General features: G+C 46.0%; 21 protein-coding genes. 20 read left to right on the top strand and 1 reads right to left on the bottom strand.

The features are described from left to right. Positions 1-135 precede the first annotated feature (135 nt). From HQM11_11525 to HQM11_11510, 4 genes are read left to right on the top strand one after another with little or no spacing between them, the layout of a single operon-like run. The gene (locus HQM11_11525) at positions 136-1,089 is read left to right on the top strand and encodes a tRNA-dihydrouridine synthase family protein (protein ID MBF0351655.1); all 954 of its coding nucleotides are present in this window, start codon (positions 136-138) and stop codon (positions 1,087-1,089) included. Between the two features lie 58 nt (positions 1,090-1,147). Next, on the top strand, positions 1,148-2,305 hold the full coding sequence (locus HQM11_11520; GenBank protein ID MBF0351654.1) for a SpoIIE family protein phosphatase: 1,158 nt from the start codon (positions 1,148-1,150) through the stop codon (positions 2,303-2,305). Positions 2,306-2,322: 17 nt separating this feature from the next. Then, entirely contained in the window at positions 2,323-3,333 is a 1,011-nt protein-coding gene (locus HQM11_11515) for an ABC transporter substrate-binding protein (protein ID MBF0351653.1), read from the top strand. Between the two features lie 12 nt (positions 3,334-3,345). Further along, positions 3,346-6,258, top strand: coding sequence for a PAS domain S-box protein (locus tag HQM11_11510; protein MBF0351652.1), 2,913 nt, complete (start codon positions 3,346-3,348; stop codon positions 6,256-6,258). Between the two features lie 253 nt (positions 6,259-6,511). Here the strand turns inward: HQM11_11510 and meaB are convergent, their stop codons facing one another. Then, positions 6,512-7,498, bottom strand: a complete 987-nt coding sequence (gene meaB / locus HQM11_11505) for a methylmalonyl Co-A mutase-associated GTPase MeaB (protein MBF0351651.1) — start codon at positions 7,496-7,498, stop codon at positions 6,512-6,514. Between the two features lie 247 nt (positions 7,499-7,745). On the opposite strand from meaB, the gene HQM11_11500 reads away from it, so the two are divergent. From HQM11_11500 to HQM11_11425, 16 genes are all read left to right on the top strand, one after another. After that, on the top strand, positions 7,746-10,535 hold the full coding sequence (locus HQM11_11500) for an Hpt domain-containing protein (protein MBF0351650.1): 2,790 nt from the start codon (positions 7,746-7,748) through the stop codon (positions 10,533-10,535). 51 nt (positions 10,536-10,586) lie between these two features. Continuing rightward, positions 10,587-10,790, top strand: a complete 204-nt coding sequence (locus HQM11_11495; GenBank protein ID MBF0351649.1) for a hypothetical protein — start codon at positions 10,587-10,589, stop codon at positions 10,788-10,790. An 81-nt stretch (positions 10,791-10,871) separates the two neighbouring features. Continuing rightward, complete coding sequence (corA, locus tag HQM11_11490) at positions 10,872-11,873, top strand: magnesium/cobalt transporter CorA (protein ID MBF0351648.1); 1,002 nt, start codon at positions 10,872-10,874, stop codon at positions 11,871-11,873. A 1-nt stretch (position 11,874) separates the two neighbouring features. Then, positions 11,875-12,855: a magnesium/cobalt transporter CorA gene (gene corA, locus HQM11_11485; protein MBF0351647.1), complete on the top strand. Its 981-nt coding sequence runs from the start codon at positions 11,875-11,877 to the stop codon at positions 12,853-12,855. Positions 12,856-12,988: 133 nt separating this feature from the next. Next, complete coding sequence (locus HQM11_11480) at positions 12,989-13,237, top strand: DUF433 domain-containing protein (GenBank protein MBF0351646.1); 249 nt, start codon at positions 12,989-12,991, stop codon at positions 13,235-13,237. Continuing rightward, positions 13,234-13,602 carry a DUF5615 family PIN-like protein gene (locus HQM11_11475; GenBank protein MBF0351645.1) on the top strand — a complete coding sequence of 123 codons (369 nt, stop codon included), beginning with the start codon at positions 13,234-13,236 and terminating at the stop codon, positions 13,600-13,602. The genes HQM11_11480 and HQM11_11475 overlap by 4 nt, the downstream gene beginning before the upstream one ends. A 100-nt stretch (positions 13,603-13,702) precedes the next feature. Continuing rightward, on the top strand, positions 13,703-14,161 hold the full coding sequence (locus HQM11_11470; GenBank protein MBF0351644.1) for a hypothetical protein: 459 nt from the start codon (positions 13,703-13,705) through the stop codon (positions 14,159-14,161). Further along, positions 14,158-16,377: a hypothetical protein gene (locus tag HQM11_11465; GenBank protein MBF0351643.1), complete on the top strand. Its 2,220-nt coding sequence runs from the start codon at positions 14,158-14,160 to the stop codon at positions 16,375-16,377. The genes HQM11_11470 and HQM11_11465 overlap by 4 nt, the downstream gene beginning before the upstream one ends. A gap of 8 nt (positions 16,378-16,385) precedes the next feature. Continuing rightward, complete coding sequence (locus tag HQM11_11460) at positions 16,386-17,453, top strand: DUF444 family protein (protein ID MBF0351642.1); 1,068 nt, start codon at positions 16,386-16,388, stop codon at positions 17,451-17,453. Then, entirely contained in the window at positions 17,453-19,075 is a 1,623-nt protein-coding gene (locus tag HQM11_11455) for a SpoVR family protein (protein ID MBF0351641.1), read from the top strand. Before HQM11_11460 ends, HQM11_11455 begins: the two co-directional genes overlap by 1 nt. Positions 19,076-19,098: 23 nt before the next feature. Continuing rightward, a complete protein-coding gene (locus HQM11_11450; protein MBF0351640.1) occupies positions 19,099-19,284 on the top strand; it encodes a hypothetical protein in 186 nt (61 codons plus the stop codon). Next, on the top strand, positions 19,281-19,889 hold the full coding sequence (locus HQM11_11445; protein ID MBF0351639.1) for a zeta toxin family protein: 609 nt from the start codon (positions 19,281-19,283) through the stop codon (positions 19,887-19,889). Before HQM11_11450 ends, HQM11_11445 begins: the two co-directional genes overlap by 4 nt. A 69-nt stretch (positions 19,890-19,958) precedes the next feature. Further along, complete coding sequence (locus HQM11_11440; protein ID MBF0351638.1) at positions 19,959-22,451, top strand: hypothetical protein; 2,493 nt, start codon at positions 19,959-19,961, stop codon at positions 22,449-22,451. Positions 22,452-22,548: 97 nt separating this feature from the next. Continuing rightward, the gene (locus tag HQM11_11435) at positions 22,549-23,109 is read left to right on the top strand and encodes a DUF3782 domain-containing protein (GenBank protein ID MBF0351637.1); all 561 of its coding nucleotides are present in this window, start codon (positions 22,549-22,551) and stop codon (positions 23,107-23,109) included. 141 nt (positions 23,110-23,250) lie between these two features. Beyond that, complete coding sequence (locus HQM11_11430) at positions 23,251-23,838, top strand: hypothetical protein (protein ID MBF0351636.1); 588 nt, start codon at positions 23,251-23,253, stop codon at positions 23,836-23,838. 95 nt (positions 23,839-23,933) lie between these two features. Further along, a complete protein-coding gene (locus HQM11_11425) occupies positions 23,934-24,149 on the top strand; it encodes a hypothetical protein (protein MBF0351635.1) in 216 nt (71 codons plus the stop codon). The last annotated feature ends 106 nt before the right edge of the window (positions 24,150-24,255 follow it).

The raw sequence follows: 24,255 nt of genomic DNA, 5'->3' as shown, positions 1-24,255 counted from the left end.
TCCTTTTTAACATCAGGCGTTGTAATGTTTCAGACGGGATAATCCGCTTGAAACAAAAACGCTTCCCGGTAAATTGTGGCGCTTGTTTATCAGAATAGTTCCTGTTTTTCCTGTTGATTATTTTTTGAGTGTCACATGTGGTCTGAATTTGCAAAACCAATTGTATGCCTGGCGCCAATGGATGGCATCACCAACACGATGTATCGCCAGATTGTCCGGCAGTTGAATCCTGCTGTTGTCCTGTTCAGTGAATTCACCAATGTTGAAGGTTTGATCCGCAGTGATTTTGTGCGGCAGCGTCTGGATTATTCGCCAGTGGAGCATCCGTTTTTTATGCAGTTGTTCGGCAACAATCCGGAATCCTTCGCCGAAGTCGCCCGGATGGTGGAACAACGCGGCATCCTTGGCATTGACATCAATATGGGGTGTCCCGCAAAAAAAGTGGTGGCTTCCCAGCATGGCAGTGCGTTGATGAAAGATTCTGACACGGCCTGCCGCATTGTGGAAGCGGTCCGAAGCGCCTGTTCGCTGGAAGTGTCGGTTAAAACAAGGCTTGGCTGGTCGGACTCGACAGGCTTGATTCCCTTTGCCAGAAAACTGGAATCCGCCGGAGTATCACTGCTCACGATCCATGGCAGAACGTATCAGCAGGCCTACAAGGGACAGGCTGACTGGAACCCCATTTATGAACTGAAACAGCATCTGGCCATTCCGGTGATTGGAAATGGCGATGTGCAGAATTATGTCGATGGCATGAACAAACTGAAAAATCTGGATGGCTTCATGATTGGCCGAAAGGCGATCGGCAATCCGTGGGTCTTTCAAAATCCTGAAACACATCATCCGCCAACACTGGTTGAAACCGTTACAGTGGCTCAGGAGCATTACCGTCTTCTGCGTCTAACCTTGCCGGAACGCATTGCGATCCGTGAATTCCGCAAACATTTGTCCGAATACATCCAGGGATTTTATCAGGCGAAAGAATGGAGAACCCGACTTGTCACGACGGATTCGGAAACACACCTGTTTGAATTGATGGAACGTCTCAAGGAGCACTCTAGCGTGGAAACGCTGGCCAAAGCAGGATAATATTTCAGACTGAAGCAACCGCCCCAGTCTTCCAACAAACATCCAGTTAAAGGTCTTGATGACAAAAACACCCACCAAAGCACCCATGATTTTAATTGTGGATGATGTTCCCAAGAATATTCAGGTTCTCGCAGGTTTTTTAAAACAGGAACATTATCAGATCGCCTTTGCCCAGAATGGGAAAAACGCCCTTGAACTGGTACATAAAATTTCAATTGATCTGATTCTGCTGGATGTCATGATGCCTGAAATGGATGGCTTTGAGGTCTGTGCCCGTCTGAAAAAATCCCCGGTGACACGCGACATTCCCATTATTTTTCTGACCGGAAAAGTTGAACCGGAAAGCATTGTTGAGGGATTCAGGGCGGGAGCGGTGGATTATGTTTCCAAACCCTTCAACCGTGAAGAATTGATGGCACGGGTCAGAACGCATCTTGCTTTGAAACAGGCGCTGGTAGAAGTTCAGAAGCTTTATAAACAGAGTGAGGAGGAATTGAATGTCGCCTCCATCATTCAACGGGCTGTGATGCGGGAAACCGTGGCTGTTCCTTTTTTATCGTCTGCCATGGTTTTTCATCCCTTGGGCAAGGTGTCAGGCGATATGGTGGACTTTTGCCTCAAAGACAACCAGTTCTGTTTCTTTATTGGTGACGTAACCGGCCATGGCGTTCCGGCATCCCTGATCACCATGATGATTCCCGGAATACTTGATGGACAAAACGAGCAGGATAGTGCCAAAAATGTTGTCGAAAAAATAAATAGAACATTGAGTCATCGCGATCTGGAAGGCCGTTTTATCACCGGGATTTACGCGACAATCACCCCGGAGGGACAATTGACTGTTTGTAATGCGGGACACCCGGCTTTGATCATTGTTCCTGCCGATGGATCCCCCCTGGTTCAATTGTCGACAGGAGGAATGCCGATGGGGATATTCGCAGAGGAAAGCCTCAGTTCCTATGAAGAAAAAAACATCCAACTCCATCCGAATGACAGGTTTATTGTTTACACCGATGGCATCACGGAATGGGAAAACGCTGAGGGCAAACCCTATGGGCGAAATCGACTGCTCTCCTTTTTGGAAAAAAACAGAACGTCCAGTCTTTCAACCCTTCTGACAGATTTGATGGAACACCTTGAATCATTCAGCGAGAGAACCCCCTGCAATGATGATTATACCATTGTTGGTTTTGAATATCTGGGCAACGAGAGATAAATACTGTCGGAGGAAAAATGAAGAACAGTCCATTAACAAAAATAATATCCATCGCGGGATTACTCATTGTCACCACAGGATTACTCATAACTCTTTTCAGTCATTTTCAGAAAGAACACATCCTGACGGTTGGTGTCGCACAATGGGGAAGCAATCCCGAATTCGCAAGGAGTGTCGATGGCTTCAAGGAAGGTCTTGAGGAACATGGGTATATCGAAGGAAACAATGTGCGGTTCATTGTCAAAAATTCCGAGGCTGATTTGGAAAAACAACGAGCCATCATTGATTCTTTCATTCAAGCAAAAGTCGATTTGATCTATTCGCTGACAACTCCGGGAACAATGATCGCGAAGGAATTGACCAGCAAAATGGAAAACCCGATTCCTGTGGTGTTTTCCATCTGTACCTATCCTGTGGAATCCGGACTCATTGACTCATTGAAATCCTCCGGAAATAATCTGGTTGGAACCCGCAACTATGTTCCCCCGTCAAAACAGTATTACGTTTTTGAAGAAATATATTCCGAAACAAAATCATTGGCTGTGGTTCGCAGAAAAGATGAACCCAATTCAACAAATCAGTTCAATGAAATCAAAAATTTGCTGGAAAATCGTGGAATTAAAATAATTGATATCGCGGCGGTTGATCTGGAAGATATACGTCAGCAGTTGCAGGAACATGTGGATGAGATAGATTCCATCTTTTCAACCTGTGACACACTGACCCATGCCGGAGGTGAGGAAATTATCAATGACTTCAGCAAACAGTATAAAAAACCCAATTTTGCCTGCAACAAGGAGGGCGTCTTGAAAGGCGCTCTGGTTGGCAACGTGGGCGATTTCATGGCTCTCGGGAAAATAGCCGGAGAAAAAGCGTCTTTAATTTTGCAGGGTTCAGAACCTTCCTGGCTGCAAACTGAATCACCCAGAGAAGATTACATTGTCATTAATCTGAACACAGCAGAGACACTGGGCATTACAGTCCCACAGGAAGTGCTGGCAAAAGCCAGGGAATTGATCAGGGATTAACGGAAACTCTTTATGACGATCAAAAAAAAATTATTCACAGGATTTTTAATTCTCTCAGTTTTAGCCGCGATTGAGGGATTTTGGGCGCTACGGCAACTTCAGTATGTTTCACGGCCCCTCAGTGAAGACATTCCGTTGAGCATTGAACAGGTGAGTCATGACGCTGAGATGGATTCATTGGCTCAAACCATCCGTTATTATGATGAAGTTTTGACCAACAGTGCTCGTAATTTTGCCTTTACAGGAATTCAAAAGTGGAAACAGCGCTATTATGCGTTCGAACCTCTGCTAGACCAGGCGATTCAACAAGCCATTGATCGTGGAGATGAAAAAGACCAAGAGATTTATCATCGACTGAAACAGGCCAATAACCTGCTGGTTGACATGGAACATGAGGCACTTGAACAAGCCCTTCAGGGGCATCTGTCCAGAGCCGTTGAAATTTTGGAAAACCGCGCCTATCGGGAACAAAAATGGATTTTTGAGGGGCATTTGCGGGAATATTTTGTCAAACGGGGTGTGCAATATGAACACTCGTTTGAATCTTCACTGGTCACCATCCGTATCGCCGCCAGACGCGCTCAGCAAACTTTACAGAACAGTCTTGAATGGACAGTGACTTTTGTCATTTTCATCCTCTTCCTGGCGTCTGCGATCGGGGTTTTTATCACCAGATCAATTGTCACCCCGATCATGAATCTTGTCACCGCGACTCAACAGATCTGTGACGGGGATTTTTCGCATCGGGTCGCGGAAACAGCCAGTGGAGAAATCGGGATATTATCCAGATCTTTCAATCAGATGACCGATAGTCTGGTTGAGTCAAACAGGGAACTTCAGAATGCCAAAGAACAGTTGGAAATCCGTGTCACACAACGAACGCTGGAACTCAAACAGGCCAATGAGCGGCTCCAACATGAAATTATGACACGTCAGGAGATCGCGGAGGATTTGCGTGAGCATGAAATCCATATCCGTACAATCGTGGATAATATTGTGGATGGTATCATTACCATCAATGCCTATGGCCTTGTGGAATCCATGAATCATGCGGCTGAACGCATTTTCGGATACAGTGCGAAAGAAGTGATTTCCAACAATATCAGTATGCTGATGCCTGAGCCTTATCAAAGTGAACACGACGAATACATGAAACTGTATCGGGAGTCAGGCAAGGCTCGTGTTATCGGCATTGGCCGGGAAGTGGAGGGACAACGGAAAGATGGAACCATTTTCCCGATGGATCTTGCGGTCAATGAAATTTATATTGATGGGAAACAGTTGTTTACGGGTATCATCCGGGACATCACAGAACGCAAACAATCTGAACGGAAAATTATACAGGCACAAAAGGATGCTGAACAGTATGCCGCAACGCTTCTGGAATATGCCATCGAAGTGGAACGAAAAAACGTTGCTCTGGATGAAGCCCGTCAGAAGGCTGATTTGGCCAACAAAGCCAAAAGCCAATTTCTGGCCAACATGAGCCATGAAATCCGGACCCCGATGAATGCGGTCATCGGCTTCAGCGAATTGCTGTCAACATTGATTGTGGATAAAACCCAGAAAACATATATCGAGTCTGTTCAAACGGCAGGAAACAGTTTGTTAACGATCATCAATGACATTCTTGATCTTTCCAAGATTGAATCCGGAATGATGAGAATTCAATATGAGGCCGTCGCATTGCCTTCCGTGATTGATCAGGTTGATCAGATTTTCAGATTGATCCTGGAGGGTAAACAACTTGAATTTCTGGTGGAGCTTGATCCGAAGTTACCCGCGTTTTTGATGCTGGATGAGGTGAGAATTCGGCAGACTTTGATCAATCTGATTGGAAACTCAGTAAAATTTACCGAAAAAGGACACATCAAACTTTTTGTAAAAACTGAAAATAAAACAGGCTGTCAGGACAAGGTTGACCTGTATGTCAGTGTTGAGGATACAGGCATCGGTATTCCTCAACATCAACAGGAACTTATTTTTGAGTCATTTCGACAGCAGGATAGTCAGAGTACCCGCAAATTCGGCGGCACAGGGCTGGGACTGAGTCTTACAAAAAAGCTCGTAAATCTGATGAATGGGACCTTGACAGTCAGCAGTATCCCTGATCAGGGAAGTGTCTTCACCATACAATTGCGGGATGTCGAGATACCTGATACCGCAAAGTTTTCCCTGAACACCTCATTGATATCGGCTGAGCGTCAATTCTATTTCGGTTCCAAAAGAGTTCTGGTGGTGGATGATTTGGAACCCAATCGTTTTCTCGTCAGGGAAAGCCTGAAAAAAAGTGGTGTCGAGGTGCTGGAAGCGGAGAATGGTCAGAAAGCATTGCTGGTGGCGCGGGAATATCATCCTGATGTCATCCTGATGGATATCCGGATGCCTGTCATGGATGGGCATGAAGCGACTAAAAAATTGAAAGGTTCTCTGGAAACCGCGGATATTCCTGTCATCGCCCTGACGGCGTCTATTGAGCACAGCGAAATATCGAGGTTGCAGGATTCCGGTTTTGACGGATATCTCCCGAAACCCCTGAAATTGAATGCCCTCCTGGAAGAATTATCCCGATTCCTAAAAAATGAATTTGAATGTTCCCCGACAGACAATCTGCCGAAAGAGACCTCATCGCCCGCGGAACACCGGGTCATCACACCTGAACTGTTGGAACGTCTGGAAAATGAAATATGGAAACAATGGGAAGTGGTAAAACTGGGCGGGGTGTTTGACACGATTCAAATATTTGCCGGACAATTGTTGAAACTGGGGGAAGATAACGCGATTCGTCCTCTGCGGGAATTCGGCGAGACTTTACAGTCTCATGCGGAAAATTTTGACGTGGAACACATGAACATCACGCTGGCGTCCTATCCCAACCTGCTGGAAAAACTAAAAAAACAATCGCAGGTAAGTACCCGACCATAAATCTGTAACCATTTTTGCTGGTTCCCTACCTCTGGCGCAAGGCTGTTAAGTTAAGCACGCTGAAGGTACCGGCACCAATTCCCCCTTGGTTTAAGGGGGTTAGGGGGATGTTATTCTGAGCGCGAAATCCCCCATGCCCCCTTTGAAAAGGGGGATTTTTTCGCAGGTAATTTTTTAACTTAACAGACGTGTACCTCTCTTAGCCCACCTCCGGTGGCTTGCCAATGAGCCGGGGAAGGGCACCAGAGGTGCATTATTCCCCCCGCCAGGCCTTCAGCAATTGTGCGGCCGCGACCGTGGGCAGAAGATGATCATTTCTGACAGAATGTTCCACGGAGGGCAACAGGTTGCGTACTGCCGGGTGTTTGTGAAACTGACGTTGCAGTTCTTCCTCAACCAGCGACCACATCCAGTCATAGGCCTGATTTTGACGCTGTTGTTCCCACACTCCAGCATCAGTCAATTGCACCCTGTATTTTTTAATGGAAGTCCACAATTCGTCAAAGCCCATGCGTTGCAGCGCACTGCATAGCAGGACTTCAGGATTCCACATGGCTTTCCGGGGATGCACCAACCTCAGCGCATTGGAATAATCACGTTTAGCCAGTTGTGCCTTGGCCAGATAATCACCATCAGCCTTGTTCACCAGAATCAGATCAGCCATTTCCAGAATACCTTTTTTGATGCCTTGCAGTTCATCTCCGGCATTCGGAAGCATCAACACCAGGAACATATCAACCATCGAAGCTACCAGTGTTTCAGACTGCCCAACCCCCACGGTTTCCACCAGAATCACATCATACCCCGCGGCTTCGCAAACCAGCATGGCTTCACGTGTTTTACGGGCCACCCCGCCGAGTGTGCAGGAAGACGGTGTCGGGCGGATGAACGCCCGGGGATTCCGCGATAGATCCACCATGCGAGTCTTGTCCCCCATGATACTGCCGCCTGTGATCGGACTGCTGGGGTCCACTGCCAATACAGCAACCCGGAATCCGTTTTCAATCAGATACAATCCAAAGGACTCAATAAACGTGCTTTTACCAACACCGGGAACACCGGTGATGCCCAGTCTGACAGATTTCCCCGTATAGGGTAGCAAGGCGTCGAGAATGGCCTGTCCCTGTTCGACATGCGATTCCACAGTGCTTTCCAGCAGTGTGATGGTTTTGGCCAGAGTCCGGCGGTTTCCCTGTCGGATTTGATCAACAGCTTCAGAAATGGATAGGGTCAACGACATGGGCAAAAACTGAAAAAGGTTCCGGTTTAATGTGTGTGACAATATTTCTGACGTTATGCCAGGTTTTAACAAAAAACAAACGTCTTTCTACAGGCAAACGCACACGAAAAAAAATAAAAAAATAAAAATAATGCAAATAAACCGGATCTGACTCTTGCTATCATGGATTTTCGTATGCTAAAGCTAAGGTGAGGGAAATTTTGAGGAGTAATCCTCTATTTGTTATTAATCCGGGAATTGGGGAGTTATGAAAAAGATATTCGTTCTGATCATTTCACTGCTGATGGGAGTGTTCTGGTTTTCACCTGCGTTTGCCGCGGATGAAGTCAAATGTGATTCTTGTCTGTTCAAAATTGATAATCTGGATAAACCCTTTCCAATGCATGGCACATGGCTGTTCACACGGGATGATCGCCCTGAAAACAAAAATGTCGTGCTTGATACAACTGACTGGAAAGTCATCAAGGCTCCCGGTCCGTGGAAAAAAGCCTACAAGGATGGAGTTAATTTCAGAGTGGGCTGGTATCGGGCGGTATTGGACTTCAATCCTGACTTGATCGGGACAGAGGTTACCTTTCTTGTGGGAACCTATCTGGGAAAATTCCATGCCTACCTGGACGGCGAGGAAATCTATGACCGGGAAGGTCAGATCACTCTTGGACGATACTATGGGGTGCAACCGGTTCCGGTGCGGTTTACGATCACCAAACCGCGTCAGGTTCTGACTCTGCGTGTGAACACCATTCTGATGACAGGGATTTATCAGTTGCCTCTGGAAATCAGAAAATATCAGAAGTTTGATGGTTCCCTGGCATTCCGGCATTTCATGGGCGGTGACTTCAGGATGCTGGCTTCCACGGTATGTTTGCTGTTTGGACTCTTCTTTTTGCTGGTTTACGTCAAAACCCGTTATCCGATGTATCTGTCGGTATTTTTGATTACATTCGGAATTTACCCGTTTCTCATCAATCCCACTGACATCATGACCCGTAACTGGAATGTGGAAACACTGCTGATTCTGCATTACTGGGGGATGGGTGCGATCTTTTTCATGGTCTTGTTTGCTGAGTATGTCACCAACTATATTTACCCCCGGATGAACTGGGTGTTAGGAATCCTCACTCTGATTGTGGCTGGCACCTTCCTGTTTCTTGGACTGGTTCATTTCAATCTCCATATATTCCAGATATTCCGCACCATTATTTTTATCTTGGTGCTAACCTTCATCCTCATAATGTTCTATCTGTTGATCAAGGGGATACGCAACAGGATTCCGCATACGGGAACCATGATGGTGCTGATGTCCATCTTTCTCGTTTCAGCGGTCAATGACATCATGCTGGCACTAGGGTTGTTGTCTACCATTTCCACCATCGCGTTTGGTATTCTGGGTGCGATTTTCGCCATTCTGTGGGTTACCAGTAACATTTTTGCCGATACGTTTCTGGAAAACAAACGACTGGTGCGTGACCTGAAAAACATCAATGAAAATCTGGAAAAAATCGTGGAAGAGCGCACTGAAAAATTGCGCCAGAAAACCAATGATATTGCCAGTATGCTGGAAAATCTGGAGGAAGGAATCCTTGCCATCCAGGAAGATGAGACCATTCATCCCGAATACTCCCATTTTCTGGAAACCATCTTCGAGACCAAAGAAATCACCGGCAGGAATGTGATGGATCTGATTTTCAAGGAATCCAGTGTCGGCATCAACGATCTGGATCAAATGGAAACCGCGATCAGTTCCAGTCTGGGTGAAGATGAAATGAACTTCATGTTCAACCAGCATCTACTGATCGGTGAAATCGAAAAAGTGATCAATGGAAAAACCAAGCACCTTGAATTTTCCTGGTCTCCCATGTCCAACGACGGCACGATTGAAAAAATACTGCTTTGTGTCAGGGATATGACGGAACTGAAAAAATTACAGGCTGAAGCGAACCAGCAGAAAGAAGAACTGGAAATCATTGGCCAGATTCTTACTGTGTCTGCCACCAAATTCCATACGTTCCTTAAAAACGCGGATAAATTCATTGAGGAAAACCGCAAACTCATCAGTGAAACAAATGACAAAAACAAAGATGTCATTGCGACCCTGTTCCGCAACATGCATACCATCAAGGGAAATGCCCGTACCTATGGCTTGAGCTATATCACGGACGCAACCCATCAGGTGGAACACACCTATGACCAACTCAGAAAAGATCCGGATAAAATCTGGAACAGCGAAGAATTGCTGGTTGAACTGGAACTGGCTGAAAAGGGAATTGCCCGCTATGCTGAAGTATTCCATGAAAAACTGGAGGGCTTTGCCGGAAGCGGTGACGAAGGCAAAATGATTGACAAATCCTTGATCAGTTATCTGGAAAAACTGGAACTCGATATGCAACAAACCTTCCCCAAAGGTGCGACTTCCATCAAACGTTTCCGCAAGGCTATGGACACACAACCCCTGGATGGCATTGTGCAGGAAATTGTGCAGAACCTGCCAAAACTGGCGGCTGAACTTCAGAAAGAGCCACCCAAAGTCGAAATCCATGACAACGGAATCCGTGTGGTTCAGGACTCCATCCCCATGCTGAGAGATGTGTTCATGCACATGTTCCGCAACTCGATGGATCATGGTCTGGAAACCGGTAATATTCGTCTGGGCAAGGGCAAAGAAGCTCAGGGCAATATCTGGCTGACCGCTGATATGATCAATGACCGGTTGATCCTGAAAATGGGCGATGATGGGCAAGGCCTGAATCTGGAACGACTGAAGAATAAAGCGGTTGAAACCGGATTGTTTTCCGATGTGAGTACCGTTTCTGATACGGAGGCCGCTGATTTGATTTTTAAATCAGGCTTGTCCACTGCTGAAAAAGTTTCAGAAATTTCAGGACGAGGTGTCGGGATGGACGCTGTCAAACGCTTCCTTCAAGGCCAGGGCGGTGATGTTTCCATCCTTCTGGACAATACCAAAGGCTCGTCTACCGGACGTAACTTCGAATTACAGATCAGCCTGCCTGCCAACTTGTGTGTTCAGATCAAATAATCCACTGATCCAAACTACCCCTTCGATTTTGTCCTGTAGGGGCAGACCTGTGTGTCTGCCCCGGATCAGGGCGAAGGTCGTAAACGTCAGGAATTTCCCGCGATAAAGTCCCAAACACCGCTCCTGCCGAACAGGCCTCAAGACGCGCGAATCTTACGAATTCCATTCCCAATGAAACAACAGGGCACAGCCTCTGCAATGCTGATCCGCAAACAGTGCCTCAACAGGCACAGGATGTTGCTTCTCAGAGAATGATTTATGGAATCAAAAACCCCCGCCTTGTCAACCGAGGAACATTCCTCAGCAGAAACCGTGGCACCCTTGGCCCGGCATGTGATGCATGTCATGAGCTACAGTGCTGACGTGCTGAAAGAACGTGCGGTGACAGAAGAAGAATTCGCGCAGATCCATTTATGGTATTTTCCGATTCCTGTACGAAACGAAGGCGACCGCTCTGTCACCTGGTTGCATATCCATGACAAATTGCGTCCGGAAATGATGGAACAGTTGGGAATGTTGTTTGGCCTGCATCCCATGCTACTCGAAGACATCATGAGCAATGACGAGCGCCCGAAAGCTGAAAACTATGGCAATTTCTTCTTTGTGGTTCTCAAGGAAATCGGCTTTGATGAAGCCAAAGAGGACATTTACACATCCCAGATCAGTTTTGTGTTAGGGCCAGATTTTCTGCTGTCATTTCAGGAATCAACAGGTTTTGGCTTTCAGGGAATGGCCGAACGCATCCGCACCGGGAAAGCACGATTGCGCAAATTCGGAGCGGATTATCTGATGTATGCACTCATTGACCATGTGGTCGATAACTATTTTTACGCACTCGAAAAAATTCATCACAATCTGAATGAACTGGAAGAAGTGATTCTCTCCTCACCAACCAGGCAGACACTTGAAAAAATTCATTTGCTCAAACGTGAAATCATTTCGCTACGGAGCATCATGATGCCTTCGATTGAAGTGATCCGGATCCTGCAGAAGGGCGACACCCATCTCATCGAAGACCCGAACCTGATATATTTCCGGAATGTTCACGAACAAATCACTCAGGCCATGGATATGTTCATTACGTTTCAGGATTTGCTATCGGATATGGTCGATACCTACGTTTCCGGAATCAATCACAAAATGAATGATGTCATGAAACTTCTCACCATTCTCACAACCATCTTCATTCCGCTCACCTTCATTTCGAGTTTGTATGGAATGAATTTTGATTACATGCCGGAACTGCACTGGAAATGGGGCTATGGCATGGTGCTGACACTGATGGTCACACTGGCAGGCGGCATGTTGTATTATTTTAAAAAGAAAAAATGGTTTTGAAATGTCACAGCACCAAATCACATTAATGGCCTATAGCCAGAACGATCTGATTGAAAAGGAACTCCCGGAACTGGGTTTCCCAATGGGGGAAAACTGGAATGTCGCCTGGCTGAATGTGAGCAATCTGCTCGAAGGCTCGGTGCTATCCCAGATGCAACAACTGTTTGAAGTCCATCCTCTTTTGCGGGAAGATATTCTGAATCTGAGAGGGCGTCCACGAATCAGCGAATTCGACAATTATCTGCTGATCATCCTTAAAAGTCTAAGCTATGACTCCGAACAGCAGAAAGTGATCAAGGAACAAATCAGCCTGATTGTTGGCTCCAATTTTGTTCTGAGCCTTCAGGAACAATATTCGGGAATTTTTGACGGTGTTCGTAAAAGTCTGCGATCTCCCAAAAACCGTTTGCGGAAAATGGGACCGGATTATCTGGCCTATGAACTCATTGACGCTGTCGTCCGTAATTATATCCTGACCTTCAATAAGTTTGGACACCGTATTGAAGATCTTGAGCCCCTGATTCTGGAAAATCCCACCCCGGAAAATCTCCAAACAATTTATCACCTGAGCCGTCAAATGACTTCTATTCAGGCAACCTTGCTGTCCATGCGGGAAATCACCCGCACGCTTCAAAAAGGGCATATAGAGCAAATTGATGACTCAAATCTGATTTATTTCCGTGATTTGTATGAGCATCTGGCCCGTGCGGTCGATCTGGTCACAACCTATCAGGACATGCTCAAATCCGCCCGCAACGCCTTTCATTCCAGCATCAGCAATCATCTGAACCATGTGATGAAAGTCCTCACCATCATTTCCGCGGTGTTCATGCCACCCACGCTGATCACCAGTCTTTACGGAATGAATTTTGATGAAATCCCGGAACTGCGTTTTCACTGGGGTTATCCGGCAACGCTGGTTGTTATCATGGTACTGGTCGGAATCATGTTGTATTTTTTCAGGAAGAAAGGACTGTTGTAGGAGTTGTTTGACAATCATGACCTGTTTCGGCATCGAGTCCCTTAGCGGCAAATTATGGAGAACAATTGCGATACCGCATGTTGTTCATGATAGAGTGTGGGCTGAATGATTCAACGTTAACAAAGGAAATAAAATGGAAAATAAAGACTCGCTTTTATCCAGAATCACAATCGATCCTGAAATTCTGGTTGGAAAACCCACCATTCGCGGAATGAGGATTTCTTTGGAACAAATTCTCAGAGCACTGGCTGCCGGAGTTCCGGAACAGGATCTGCTGGATGATTATCCTGAACTTGAGTCTGATGACATTCATGCGGTTCTGTTGTATGCGGCAGAACTGGTGAGTGAAGAACAGGTGTTTCCAATAAAGGTATCAGCATGAATGATGCCCCCATCAAATTTCTCATGGATATTGGTGTTGGAAAAAAGGTTGAAGCATATTTAAAAGAAAAAGGCTTTGATGTTAAAAATATCAGAGATCTTGATCCCAAAATGCCTGACGAAAAAATCATTCAAATTGCGGCTATGGAACATAGAATTGTGGTCACAATGGATAAGGATTTCGGGGAGTTAGTCTATCATTCCAGTATAGTTCATAGTGGTGTATTGCTACTTAGACTGGAAGATGCTGGCAGTGAAAGAAAAGTACAGGTCGTACAAAATATTATTGAGAATCATTCAAAACAACTTGTGAACAGTTTTTGTGTCTTTCAAAAAGACACAATACGAATTCGAAAACTGTCTTAAACGGCCCACCTTAAAAGCTATTTAAAATCTCAAATATAAAAAACAGTTCTCAAATTGAGATTAATGCTACGATCCATTTGATAACGGAAATAAAACCGCCATGACCATTGAAAACAATTTTCTGATCCATGTTTTTATGGGCCTGCTCTCCTTTTGGGGCATTCAAGGCGCAATCGCTCTGGCCGTTCGGCATCAGGCCCTCAAAGACCAGCCTGTGGTGTCTGCCTGTGACCGTGTATTGGCATCTCCCCGGGCATTTATCCTTAAAATCCCGGTAGCGTATTTTGCCGCCTTGTTCTATGCTATTATTCTGGGACAGCTTTTGCATATGTTGACCACAGGACGGCCTTTGCCTCCCTGGCTTGCACTATGGATTCTGGCCGGATTTCTGGTGACCACCGGCTATGCCTGGTTATTGTTTGTCAGACTGAAAATGACTTGTGTCCGATGCACACGTCTGTATCTGATCAATTATGCGATCGTAGCATGCCATGTGGCGATTTATTGGACAACTTACCTTGAATTTGCTGAAAAGATCATCCGCGGAGAGTTATTATGAATAAAACCTTGCATTCGTTACTTGAGCAAACCAGTTCCGACGATGTCGCGGAAGAAATTCTGTCCTTCACGGAATATCTCGAACTGGTACGGCAGTGTCCCTGGATCACCCGGACCACGCCTCAGCTCCTGCATGACATGATTCTTTCACGGGGTGTGGAACATTCTATCGTGGTGGGAAAACCTGTGAAACACCGGTATCAGTTTTTTGAAGAACCGGAACTGGTCGGCAAATACGTTGTATTCGGTCAGCAGAAAGCCAAGATGAATCTGGTGGAAAAAGTCAACAATGCCAGCCGTGGACTGGAAGCGTCCAAACGACTCTGGATCTTGCTCGGGCCTCCCGGTTCCGCCAAATCTCGCTCCATGGATGGAGTCAAACAGGCCTTGCATGAATATTCTGTTTCAGAACATGGAAAGACCTACACACTCCTGTTGCCCACCGTGGATGAACGTCTGAAAGAACGCGCGTTGTTTGAGGAAGATGGCGTGTATTATCTGCAAAGTCCGTTGTTTGAGATGCCGTTACAGGCCATTCCCGCCAACATTCGTGAAAGTTTTGCGGCCGAATTGACTGGACAGGTCGATGCGGATTCCATCAAAAAATGGCTCAAACAGCATCCACATTATGACAATGAATTCAAAATCCAGATTGAGGGCTGGCTGTCGCCTTATTCGGATTATGTTCTCAAAGAATTCATGAAAGCCAAAAAAATCAAATTTGCCCAACTGGTCAAATTCCTCAAAGTCAAACGCATGATTTATGATTCACGCACCAAAACCGGCATTGGTTCCTACACGCCACGGGATGAGAAAAGTCAGGAAGCCGGTTCACTGGTAGGCAACATTGACTATAGCCTTCTGCCACGCTTCGGCAGTGAATCACATCCACTGGTCCATGACTACAAAGGCGAACTGTGTGCCGGAGCCAATGGTTTTGTGGAAATTCATGAAATTCTGAAACTTTCGGACAAGTTTCTGTACGAATTGCTGTTTGCCACCCAGGACCGTTTTTTCAAACCGGAAGGTCAACCCCCGATCCCGTTCAACGGCGTGATCATCGGACACACCAATTTTCATGAATTCAATATGTTCATGGGCAACGCCTCGTTTGAAGCCTTGCGTTCCAGAACCACATTCATTGAAATGCCCTTGTCTGTGGATTTTATTCAGGAACAGCAGATTTACGCCTTCACCTATTCCAACGAACACCGCCACTGGAACAAACAGAAAAAACACATGGCCCATGTCGCGCCTCACAGTCTGGCATTGTTGAGTCTGATGTCCACCATGTCTCGACTGTATGAATCCAAACAGAATCCCAACATGACCCTGCTACAAAAAGCGCTGATTTACGCCGGACGCACCGACAGCGGCGCTGACAACAACATGGCCAAGATGATTCTGGATGAATTTGAATTTGTAAAACCCTCAGAAGGAACCTTTGGTCTGGACCCCCGGTTTATTCAAAATGTGTTTGAAACCACCGAGCATTTTCAGATCAATGAACACGCGGCCAATATCAAGAAACTTCAGGAAGAAGCCGGAGAACACGCTATGCTGACATCCATCGCGCTGGAAAATCCCTGTTCCACGCCGCTTGACCTGTATGTGCAGATGGAACGCTCCCTCAAGGATTCGTATGCCACCCAGAAAACACGGCTGAGTCATTATGTGGAAAAAATCCTGCCTCAAGCCAAAAGCTGGATTTTCGGCCAGATCGCCAGTGATGTTTACAGCGCGATTTTGCGGGATGACTCTGTGATTGAATCCACCTGGAAAAAATACACCGACCATGTCAGGGCCTATGCCCATCATGCAAAAGTCAAACACGATGTGACTCAGACCGATGTACAGCCTGATGAAAAATTCATGCAGAAAATTGAACAGTATCTCGGAATTCCGGACAAGGAAGTGTTCCGCAAGGAATTGAGCGATGCCATTTCCAGCGTGAATTATGCTGTGATTCTGTCCGATGAACCTTCGTATCAGAACGCCATCAAAAAATATGTGTTTGAAAACGAATTCAAGTCCGGTGAAAACATGAAACTGCTGGGCTGGATCAAAAGCGGCACCAGTTCAGCGGTGGTGAACAAAAAAGAACAGGAACAGCTCAATGACACCATCAAATATCTGATGGAAGTTCGGGGCTATTGCGGAAAATGCGCGTATCAGGCATTGACCATCACCGCCAATGCTTCCAGCATCATTCTCTGAGACGGATTATGTCCATTGACAATATTTCCTCCAACGAGTCCGAAGGGGCGTTCAATGAGTTCATGGATGAACAGATGGACAACCTTGTCCAGAACATCCTCAACGAAGGCAACCTGACCAATTTTGGAGAACGGGGAAGTGACATCATTGTGGAAATGGATGACATCGTTGTGCCGACTTTTGTGTATGAAAATGAGGCAGAAGGCGGTGCGGGACAAGGCGCTGGCGGTCCGGGGTCCGGAAAAGGTGGCGGCAAACTCAGGTTCAATCTGCCGTTCCAAAAACTGATGGAACTGATCGCTGAAAAACTGAAACTGCCCAATTTGACCAAATCCAGCCGTGGAAAAATCAAGGAACTCTCCCACGAATTTAAAACGTTTGGTCCGGTGGGCGTTCTGCTTGATAAAAAACGAACCTTCCGGAAAGCCTTGAAAACCAGTGTGGGAACCGGTGTGTATAATCCCGCAGAAGGAAAATACAACCTGGAATTCCGCCGCAGGGACAAACGGTTCAAACAGCCTGAGCGTGTGGAAAAGCCCAAATTTTCAGCCGTTGTGTTTTACATGGGCGATATTTCCTATTCCACCTATGGCGAACGGCTGGAACTGGAAAAACGGCTGGTCAACTTCATCCAGAACTGGCTCGATTTCAATTATGGCGCAGGCAAGGTGGAGCACCGGTTTTTCGTGCATGATTCAGAGGCCTATGAAGTGCAGGCGGATGAGTTTTATAACATCAGCAATGTGGGCGGCACGGAAGCCTCCATTGTGTTCCAACTCGTGCATCAGGTGGCGATGAATGAATATGATCCGTCATCCACCAATTATTACGCGTTTTATTTTGGCGATGGCGAATTGTTTGACGCGGACGCCGCCGCGATTGTGGAATTGCTGGAATCATCCATGAGGCCTGTGTTCAACCGGATTGGCGTGGTGGAAGTCAAACCGGGGCGCATGAGTTTGCTCAATCGCCAGATCTCGACTCAATTTCACAAGGATGATGTGGTGCGTCTTGGAGAAATCAACAGTAAATCGGATACGGTCACAGTGATTAAAACCCTGTTTGAGGCCCGTTAATGGAAAGTACCAAATCTGTACCTCTGCTTTATAATCTTGAACAACGAGTTCGGTATCATGCCGGTCAATTTGAGCGGAATTTGCCGGAAATGCGGTTCTTTGTGCTCGACAGTCTGGAATTCATGTCGCTACTGGAAAAACACGTGTATCCGGTGAGTCCGGTCAATATCTGGGAAGGCAAACGCATGGTGACTCGCAAGTACCGTGTGGAAACCGGGCAGGAATCCAGTTTGTATTATGAAGTGGTGCAGACCGGAAATCCCTCCTATGCCTATTTGAATCACACCAATTCCCCGATGATGCAGGCCTCCGTCATGGCCCATGTGTGTGGACACTGTGAATTTTCCGAATTGAATGTGCTTCAGGACTCCACCCATGACCGCACCGAATTTGTCATGTATCTGGTGCGTAAGGCCGATCTTGCCCGACAACAAATGGGTGAAGAGGCTTACCGTCAATTCTGGAACGCGTCCGAATCCATCATTCCGTTCATCGCGCCGCATTCACGGTTCAATCTGGCTCGTGCCATTGATACCGACGTGCTGGACCGTCAGCAGGAAACAGACACCTATGTTCCTGAAACTGCCGGTCCTTCATATTTTCAGCCTTATTCCGACACCCTCGATTCACTGATGAAAAAGCAGTCACGAGAAGACGCCTGGCATAAGGAAATGCAGACAAAGATGCGACAGGAAACCTTGAGTTTGCGCGGTTATAAATTGCGAGCGCCCTGTCAGGATATTTTCGGATTTTTAAAAAACTACGCTCCGGCGAGCCAATCTGAAAAATCATTGCTGAATTATTTTTACACAGTCTATTCCACCCACGATTTCATCATGCGGACCCAGATCATGAATGAAGGCTGGGCGATGTACTGGGAAAAGAAAATCATGCTGGAACTGTTCAAGGAACGGTCCGTGACAGGCATCATTGATTATGCCAAGGTATTTTCCGGCGTGTGTTATCCCCGGCCCTACTATCGGCGCAATCCGTATCACCTCGGATTTTACCTGTGGACACACATTGAAGAGCTTTATCGGGAAGGCAAGGTTTCGCTGGATTACCTCGAAGAAAAAGACAGGGAACTGCGCAATCAATGGAACCGGCCTGATTCTGTGCCACCCATCCAACGCATGGAGCATCTTGTACGAACCGTGACGGATTATGAATTTTTACGCAGATTCCTGACGCCCAAACTGATCCATGAATTTCATCTGAACCGGTTTGACAAACGGGAAGCCCAGCAATTGGGAATCTCTTCGAACCATGTGATTCAGGCTGACAAACAATGGGTGTGGGTGGATCCGGAACCCATCAAGGAAGAGATGCTGGATTTTTTCACCCATTTTTACCGTCCCCGGATTTATGTGATTGATGCCGACTTTCAGGATGGCGGTTTGCTGCTCTACCATCGGGATGATGGACGTTCACTCAAAAAAACATGGATCAAACCCACGCTGAAAAATCTCAATCACATCTGGAAAGGACCTGTATCCATGATCACCAAAAACTGGCTTTATACCTATTCAGCCAATCTATTCAAGGAAACCGTCATCAACTCCGTCAGTTTTGATGAAGTACAGGAACGAATCCAGCAGGAACAGAAACCTTTTAAACTGTAATTTTGAATTTACTTCGAGAATCTATGAAAAAAAAAATAGCATTTGAAGAAACAGATAGAGACGGAGAGGAACAACTCTCAGTTTTAATTAGGCAGGCGGGTAATGAGGCACGTCTGAAAAAAATTGAAGCGATGGATCACCATTTTAATAAATTACGTGATGTCATTGCTGAAGTTGTTTCCCGCAAGCAAGGTTCTTTGCCAACATGACAGAAGCACAAAAACCCAGATTGATCATTGTTGCCGGGCCAAATGGCTCTGGGAAGACTACAATCACTGATAAACTCTTGAGACACGAATGGATGGATGATTGTGTCTATATCAATCCAGACTTTATAGCTCAACAGGAGTTTGGGGATTGGAATTCATCAGAATCTGTAATCAAAGCCGCAAATAAAGCCAAAGCAATACGTGAAAACTGCCTGGAAAGTATGGCTAGCATGGCTTTCGAAACCGTTTTTTCATCACCGGAAAAACTGGAATTTGTTAGGCGTGCTAAATTAGCGGGTTTTTTCGTGAGGTTGTTCTTTGTTTGTACAAATGATCCTTCGATTAACGCTCAACGTGTTGCTTTACGTGTTATGGAAGGGGGGCATGATGTTCCGATTCCCAAAATTATTAGTCGTTACTATCGATCAATTGCCAACAGTGTAGAAGCATTGCAATGGGTTGATCGCACTTATTTCTACGATAACTCTGAGACAGATGCTGATCCTGTTCTGCTGTTCAGAGTTACAGACAAAAATATCGCAAAAATTTATAGTGACATAGCACCCTGGTCACAGGATATTATTGAGTCGCTTCATCAAATTTGAAACAGAAAATGAACAAATCCTGTGCAAAATTCGATATTCTATTAATTTTAATAAATCCATGAGGTGATTATGACTTCATTCAACTATCAGGAACTGCTTCGTTATCATCGCAAGAAAACCTTAAAGTTTTCTGAATTTGTAGATGCGTTGATTCAGAATCCCCAAGCTCATTTGCAAACCTCCGCCTCGCTGATTTCGGAAGCCATCCGTTTTTTTGGTTTGGAAATCGTGATACGCAGTGGCGAGCCTGTCTTCAGTTACAATATTTTCAAGGATCTGTTCAGCGGTGGATGCAACGCCGTGTTCGGGCAGGAATTTTGTATCAAGCGGATTGTCGATGTGGTGGAATCCGCCAAAACAGAAGCCGGTCCCAACCGGGGGATTGTGATGGTTGGCCCACCGGCTTCAGGCAAAACCAATATTGTGGATCTGATCACGCTCGCGCTTGAGGAATACACCCGACAAAAAAATGTGAAACTTTACACCTTCTTTTTCTGTTTTCAAAATGAAGGCGGACGTTCCGTGGAAGTCCGGACAGCGTTTCATCACAACCCGTTGCTGTTGTTTCCCACCGTGCTTCAAGGCAACGGATCGGAAATCTCACGCCCTCGCCAGGAATTGCTGGAATACATCAACAGCAAACGTAAGGAACATGAAAAAATCAATGTGCCGACCTATTATCAAAACGCCTCACTGGACAAACGCACTCTTGATATTTTACAGTCATTGTTGCAGAACCCGCTCAATGAAGGCAAATCGTTGTTTGATATCATTGAAGAATACATCCAGGTTGAGGAAATTGAATTTTCATCCGCTCAAGGCCGGGGAATTTCCAACATTGATGAAATGGCACGCTTGCGCATCAAAATTGAGCCATTTGATCTGAGTTCAGAAGACATGGCCACCATCAACCAGCATCTTCCCGGAAAAATTTTGTATCAGTACGACGGTTCCATTGTTGGCTCCAACCGTGGAATATTACACATCCATGACGCGTTTGGCGTGACTGGAGAGCATGTGCCCGAACATGATTACAAGCCATTGCTCATGCTACTCGGCAGTAACAGGGTTTCGGTGGAATCCACTCAGGTTGCCGTGGACAACACCGTAATTCTGACCACCAACATTGAAGAAATCCAGTTGCTCGACAGCCAGCTCACGTCTTCCAAGTTACTGGACCGGATTGAAAAAATCCCGGTCAATTATCTGCTCGACGCCAATTCTGAAATGGACATCCTCAAACGGGATATGGCCAACATGCGGGAAGAATATGACCTCGATCCGAATCTTCTCAAGATTGCCGCTTATTATTCAGTCATGACCCGTTTCATGGCACCAATCCGCAAAAAGCTGCCGGAAAGCTGGAGTGAAGCAAAAAAAGCACTGTTTCACAGCATCACGCCGGAACAGAAACTGTTCATTTATTCAGCCCACATTGAAGATCCTGTTTCTTTGATCCAGAAACTTCCGCATTGGCACCCCTTTAGAAACGCGGCCATGCAGGCCGGAATTGATCTGGAGAACAAGGAATCGTTTGAGCATTTTATCAGCCGTCATCCCAACGCGATTCCATTAAGGCAATCTGAAATGTTCACGGAAGAACAATTGAGTCTGATCAACGATGAATTCATGCGGGTTTTGTGGAATGAGCATTATCCTAACGAAGGCCGTTACGGCATTTCGATCCGGCAGTTGCAGAACATCATGCGCAACACCATCACCAATTCGGAGGGACGCAAAGTCCATGTGGGGATTTTTCTCAGTCAGCTCAAACGGGTCATCGCGGAAGGCCCCAACCTGCATCACTGGCTGTCGAACACGCCACCAACTCCCGAACGCCCGGTCAAGCCCCGAAAAATCGGTGATATGAATTATCCTGAAGGACTCGGCGGTTATGGTGATTTTGCCGGACTCGTTCAAGTGGTCAAAGGGCTGTATCATTACATGGTTCGCAAAGAAATCACGATTTGCACCGTGGACCGTGATCCGGAGCAGATTGAAACAGATTTACGCCGTTATTTACAGCATGCCCTGCTGGCAAGAGCGCACCACAACAAGGCCTTTTCACATGTCATGGTGCCGAAATATGTATTCATTGATCCCTTCACCGGCGAAAAAGTGGAGGAACCTGACCTGCATTATATGCGTTCCATTGAAAAAATTCTTTCAGGAGATCATGAACACGCCATTTTCCGGCAGGAAATCGCCCAGCGTTTTCTGGATCTCCAGGCTCATGAAGAATTGAAAATTGAAGAGGGCAAAAGCATCATCGCATCCAGAAATGACAAACTTCTGCATTGTTTTGCCAGAGAATACGCGACCTTGCTTTCACATCGCAAAGTGGACGGCAACATCAATCCGGAATTGCTGAGAGACGCGTTTTTTCACAAAAAAAACGATCCGGTCCAATATCTGAATCAATCCCCGGAAATCAGACAATTTGTGGAAAATATTCTGAACAATATGTCCACCCGGTTTCGCTATTCCGATGCTCTGGCTCTGGATACCATTGTGTTCGCGTTGCGTAAAAACATCATTCAGTTTGAAAATGTCATCAGTTGAGTTTGCCGAAAATCCTGCTTGCGATCCTTCCCGCTTCTTGCCAAAATGAGTCAACCCTGTTGTTGACTCCCTATCACCTCCCTTCATGGTGAAAAACATGACCGATGACGAATTGAAAGCACTGGTAGCCAGCCTGGCTATCGCGCAAAAAGAAACAGACCAGCAAATCAAGGAACTTTTCCAGAATAGTAAGGCGACAGACCAGCAAATCAAGGAAGTTTCCAGGAATGTCGGTGGCTTGAACAACAAGTTCGGCTCATTTACCGAGGGGATGGCCTTTCCTTCCATCTCCAAAATCATGGAAGAACAATTTGGAATGGAAACATTTCTGACCCGTCTGAAACGTAAAAAAGCTGGCGAACATGCGGAGATTGATGCGATTGCCTACGCCAATGGCAAACGGAATGAACTGTTTGTCATCGAAGTCAAAAGTCAACTGGACAAGCGGGAAGTGAAACAGGTGCTGAAAATTCTCAAACACTTCCGTGAGTTTTTTCCGGAATTCGGCGATAAAACACTCAAAGGTATCATCGCTTACGTTGACGCCAAAGAATCCGCCAAGGAGGAAGTCCTGAAATCCGGACTGTATCTGGCATCCATCCATGACGGACTGTTTGCGTTGGAAACTCCGGACAATTTTGTTCCACGTGAGTTCTGACGCAACTGAATCTCAAATTTCAGCTTCCCCTTCCGGACTTAATCTGTTAAAGGCGAAAAAAGTCATATTTTGAAAATTTATGATTTTTCAGAGCTATGCCATAATCCGGCAAAATCATTCAACCCCTCTTCTGGAGCAATTATGTCAGAAAAAAATCCCGTCCTTGGCCGTGTGGAAGAAATCCGTCAATCTGTCAATGATGCAGTGGAACAGGCTGTGGAACGAGTCCTGTCTGAATCGCTTAAAAATACTGAAAAAGTCGGTGAAATCACGCATGCCATTACAGAGAGCCTGGAAGATGTGATTCAGGGAGCATTGGACAATACGGTTAAAATCGGAGAACTGGCGGATATCATCACGGAACGTGTGGACAGTGTTGTTTCAGGAGTGCTGAAAAACACAGAAAAAGCGGCTCAGATCACAGAGGTTTTGACCGTCAATGTTTCAAAAATTCTGGAAGAAGGTTTGAAACGCATTTCAAAAGCGGGAGAATTTGTGGAAGCCCTCAGCGAAACACTGGATGACAAACTCCGGATGGTCCTCGCAGGAACCCGACTGATAGGCAAGGTTTCTGAAGCGGTGACCGGCGTGTTGAAAGCTGTGCTCGGTACCGCGCTGAATGTGACCAACAAAGTGGAAGAAGTTTCTGTCGCAGTGCAGGACAAAGTGGAAGGTACCTTGAACAGTGCTCTCAAAAAAGTGCAGAAAACTCCGGATGAATCAAAATGATCCACGGGGACCTGTCCACTGTCTGATTCCATACATTGTCATCATTCCTTGGACAGTCCCATGGTTTCTTCTTCTGATTCATTCAGCGGGATAGAATGCCCTCGAAAATAAACGTATTACGGCACCTGAAGACACTGGGGTTCTATCTGCCGGTCTTATTGATACTGATGGCCTGTGATTCGAGACCCCGGTCTGATTACAACCCCACCTATTCCGACCAGTCTCCGCTGAAAAATACCAAATTAATATTTGCGGTTCATCCTCTGCATAATCCCACCCGACTGTTTGAGCAGCAATTATGTGTGAAATGATTACCAGCGCAGATCTAACACGAATTTTCCTTCCAACTCGAAACAACACATCCCCAGAAATCGAAAAAGCGGTCTATTTTTTTAAAAAAGCAAAAAGCCGATAATC

It is taken from the genome of SAR324 cluster bacterium, assembly GCA_015232315.1.
Lineage (GTDB): Bacteria > SAR324 > SAR324 > SAR324 > NAC60-12 > JADFZZ01.
The sequence above is the reverse complement of the archived record's forward strand: the minus strand, read 5'-3'. Positions and strand labels throughout refer to the sequence as shown.

Coding starts and splice junctions, on each gene's coding strand:
- HQM11_11525 (MBF0351655.1), top strand. CDS start 136: ATGTGGTCTGAATTTGCAAAACCAATTGTATGCCTGGCGCCAATGGAT.
- HQM11_11520 (MBF0351654.1), top strand. CDS start 1,148: ATGACAAAAACACCCACCAAAGCACCCATGATTTTAATTGTGGATGAT.
- HQM11_11515 (MBF0351653.1), top strand. CDS start 2,323: ATGAAGAACAGTCCATTAACAAAAATAATATCCATCGCGGGATTACTC.
- HQM11_11510 (MBF0351652.1), top strand. CDS start 3,346: ATGACGATCAAAAAAAAATTATTCACAGGATTTTTAATTCTCTCAGTT.
- meaB (MBF0351651.1), bottom strand. CDS start 7,498: ATGTCGTTGACCCTATCCATTTCTGAAGCTGTTGATCAAATCCGACAG.
- HQM11_11500 (MBF0351650.1), top strand. CDS start 7,746: ATGAAAAAGATATTCGTTCTGATCATTTCACTGCTGATGGGAGTGTTC.
- corA (MBF0351648.1), top strand. CDS start 10,872: ATGCATGTCATGAGCTACAGTGCTGACGTGCTGAAAGAACGTGCGGTG.
- corA (MBF0351647.1), top strand. CDS start 11,875: ATGTCACAGCACCAAATCACATTAATGGCCTATAGCCAGAACGATCTG.
- HQM11_11480 (MBF0351646.1), top strand. CDS start 12,989: ATGGAAAATAAAGACTCGCTTTTATCCAGAATCACAATCGATCCTGAA.
- HQM11_11475 (MBF0351645.1), top strand. CDS start 13,234: ATGAATGATGCCCCCATCAAATTTCTCATGGATATTGGTGTTGGAAAA.
- HQM11_11470 (MBF0351644.1), top strand. CDS start 13,703: ATGACCATTGAAAACAATTTTCTGATCCATGTTTTTATGGGCCTGCTC.
- HQM11_11465 (MBF0351643.1), top strand. CDS start 14,158: ATGAATAAAACCTTGCATTCGTTACTTGAGCAAACCAGTTCCGACGAT.
- HQM11_11460 (MBF0351642.1), top strand. CDS start 16,386: ATGTCCATTGACAATATTTCCTCCAACGAGTCCGAAGGGGCGTTCAAT.
- HQM11_11455 (MBF0351641.1), top strand. CDS start 17,453: ATGGAAAGTACCAAATCTGTACCTCTGCTTTATAATCTTGAACAACGA.
- HQM11_11450 (MBF0351640.1), top strand. CDS start 19,099: ATGAAAAAAAAAATAGCATTTGAAGAAACAGATAGAGACGGAGAGGAA.
- HQM11_11445 (MBF0351639.1), top strand. CDS start 19,281: ATGACAGAAGCACAAAAACCCAGATTGATCATTGTTGCCGGGCCAAAT.
- HQM11_11440 (MBF0351638.1), top strand. CDS start 19,959: ATGACTTCATTCAACTATCAGGAACTGCTTCGTTATCATCGCAAGAAA.
- HQM11_11435 (MBF0351637.1), top strand. CDS start 22,549: ATGACCGATGACGAATTGAAAGCACTGGTAGCCAGCCTGGCTATCGCG.
- HQM11_11430 (MBF0351636.1), top strand. CDS start 23,251: ATGTCAGAAAAAAATCCCGTCCTTGGCCGTGTGGAAGAAATCCGTCAA.
- HQM11_11425 (MBF0351635.1), top strand. CDS start 23,934: ATGCCCTCGAAAATAAACGTATTACGGCACCTGAAGACACTGGGGTTC.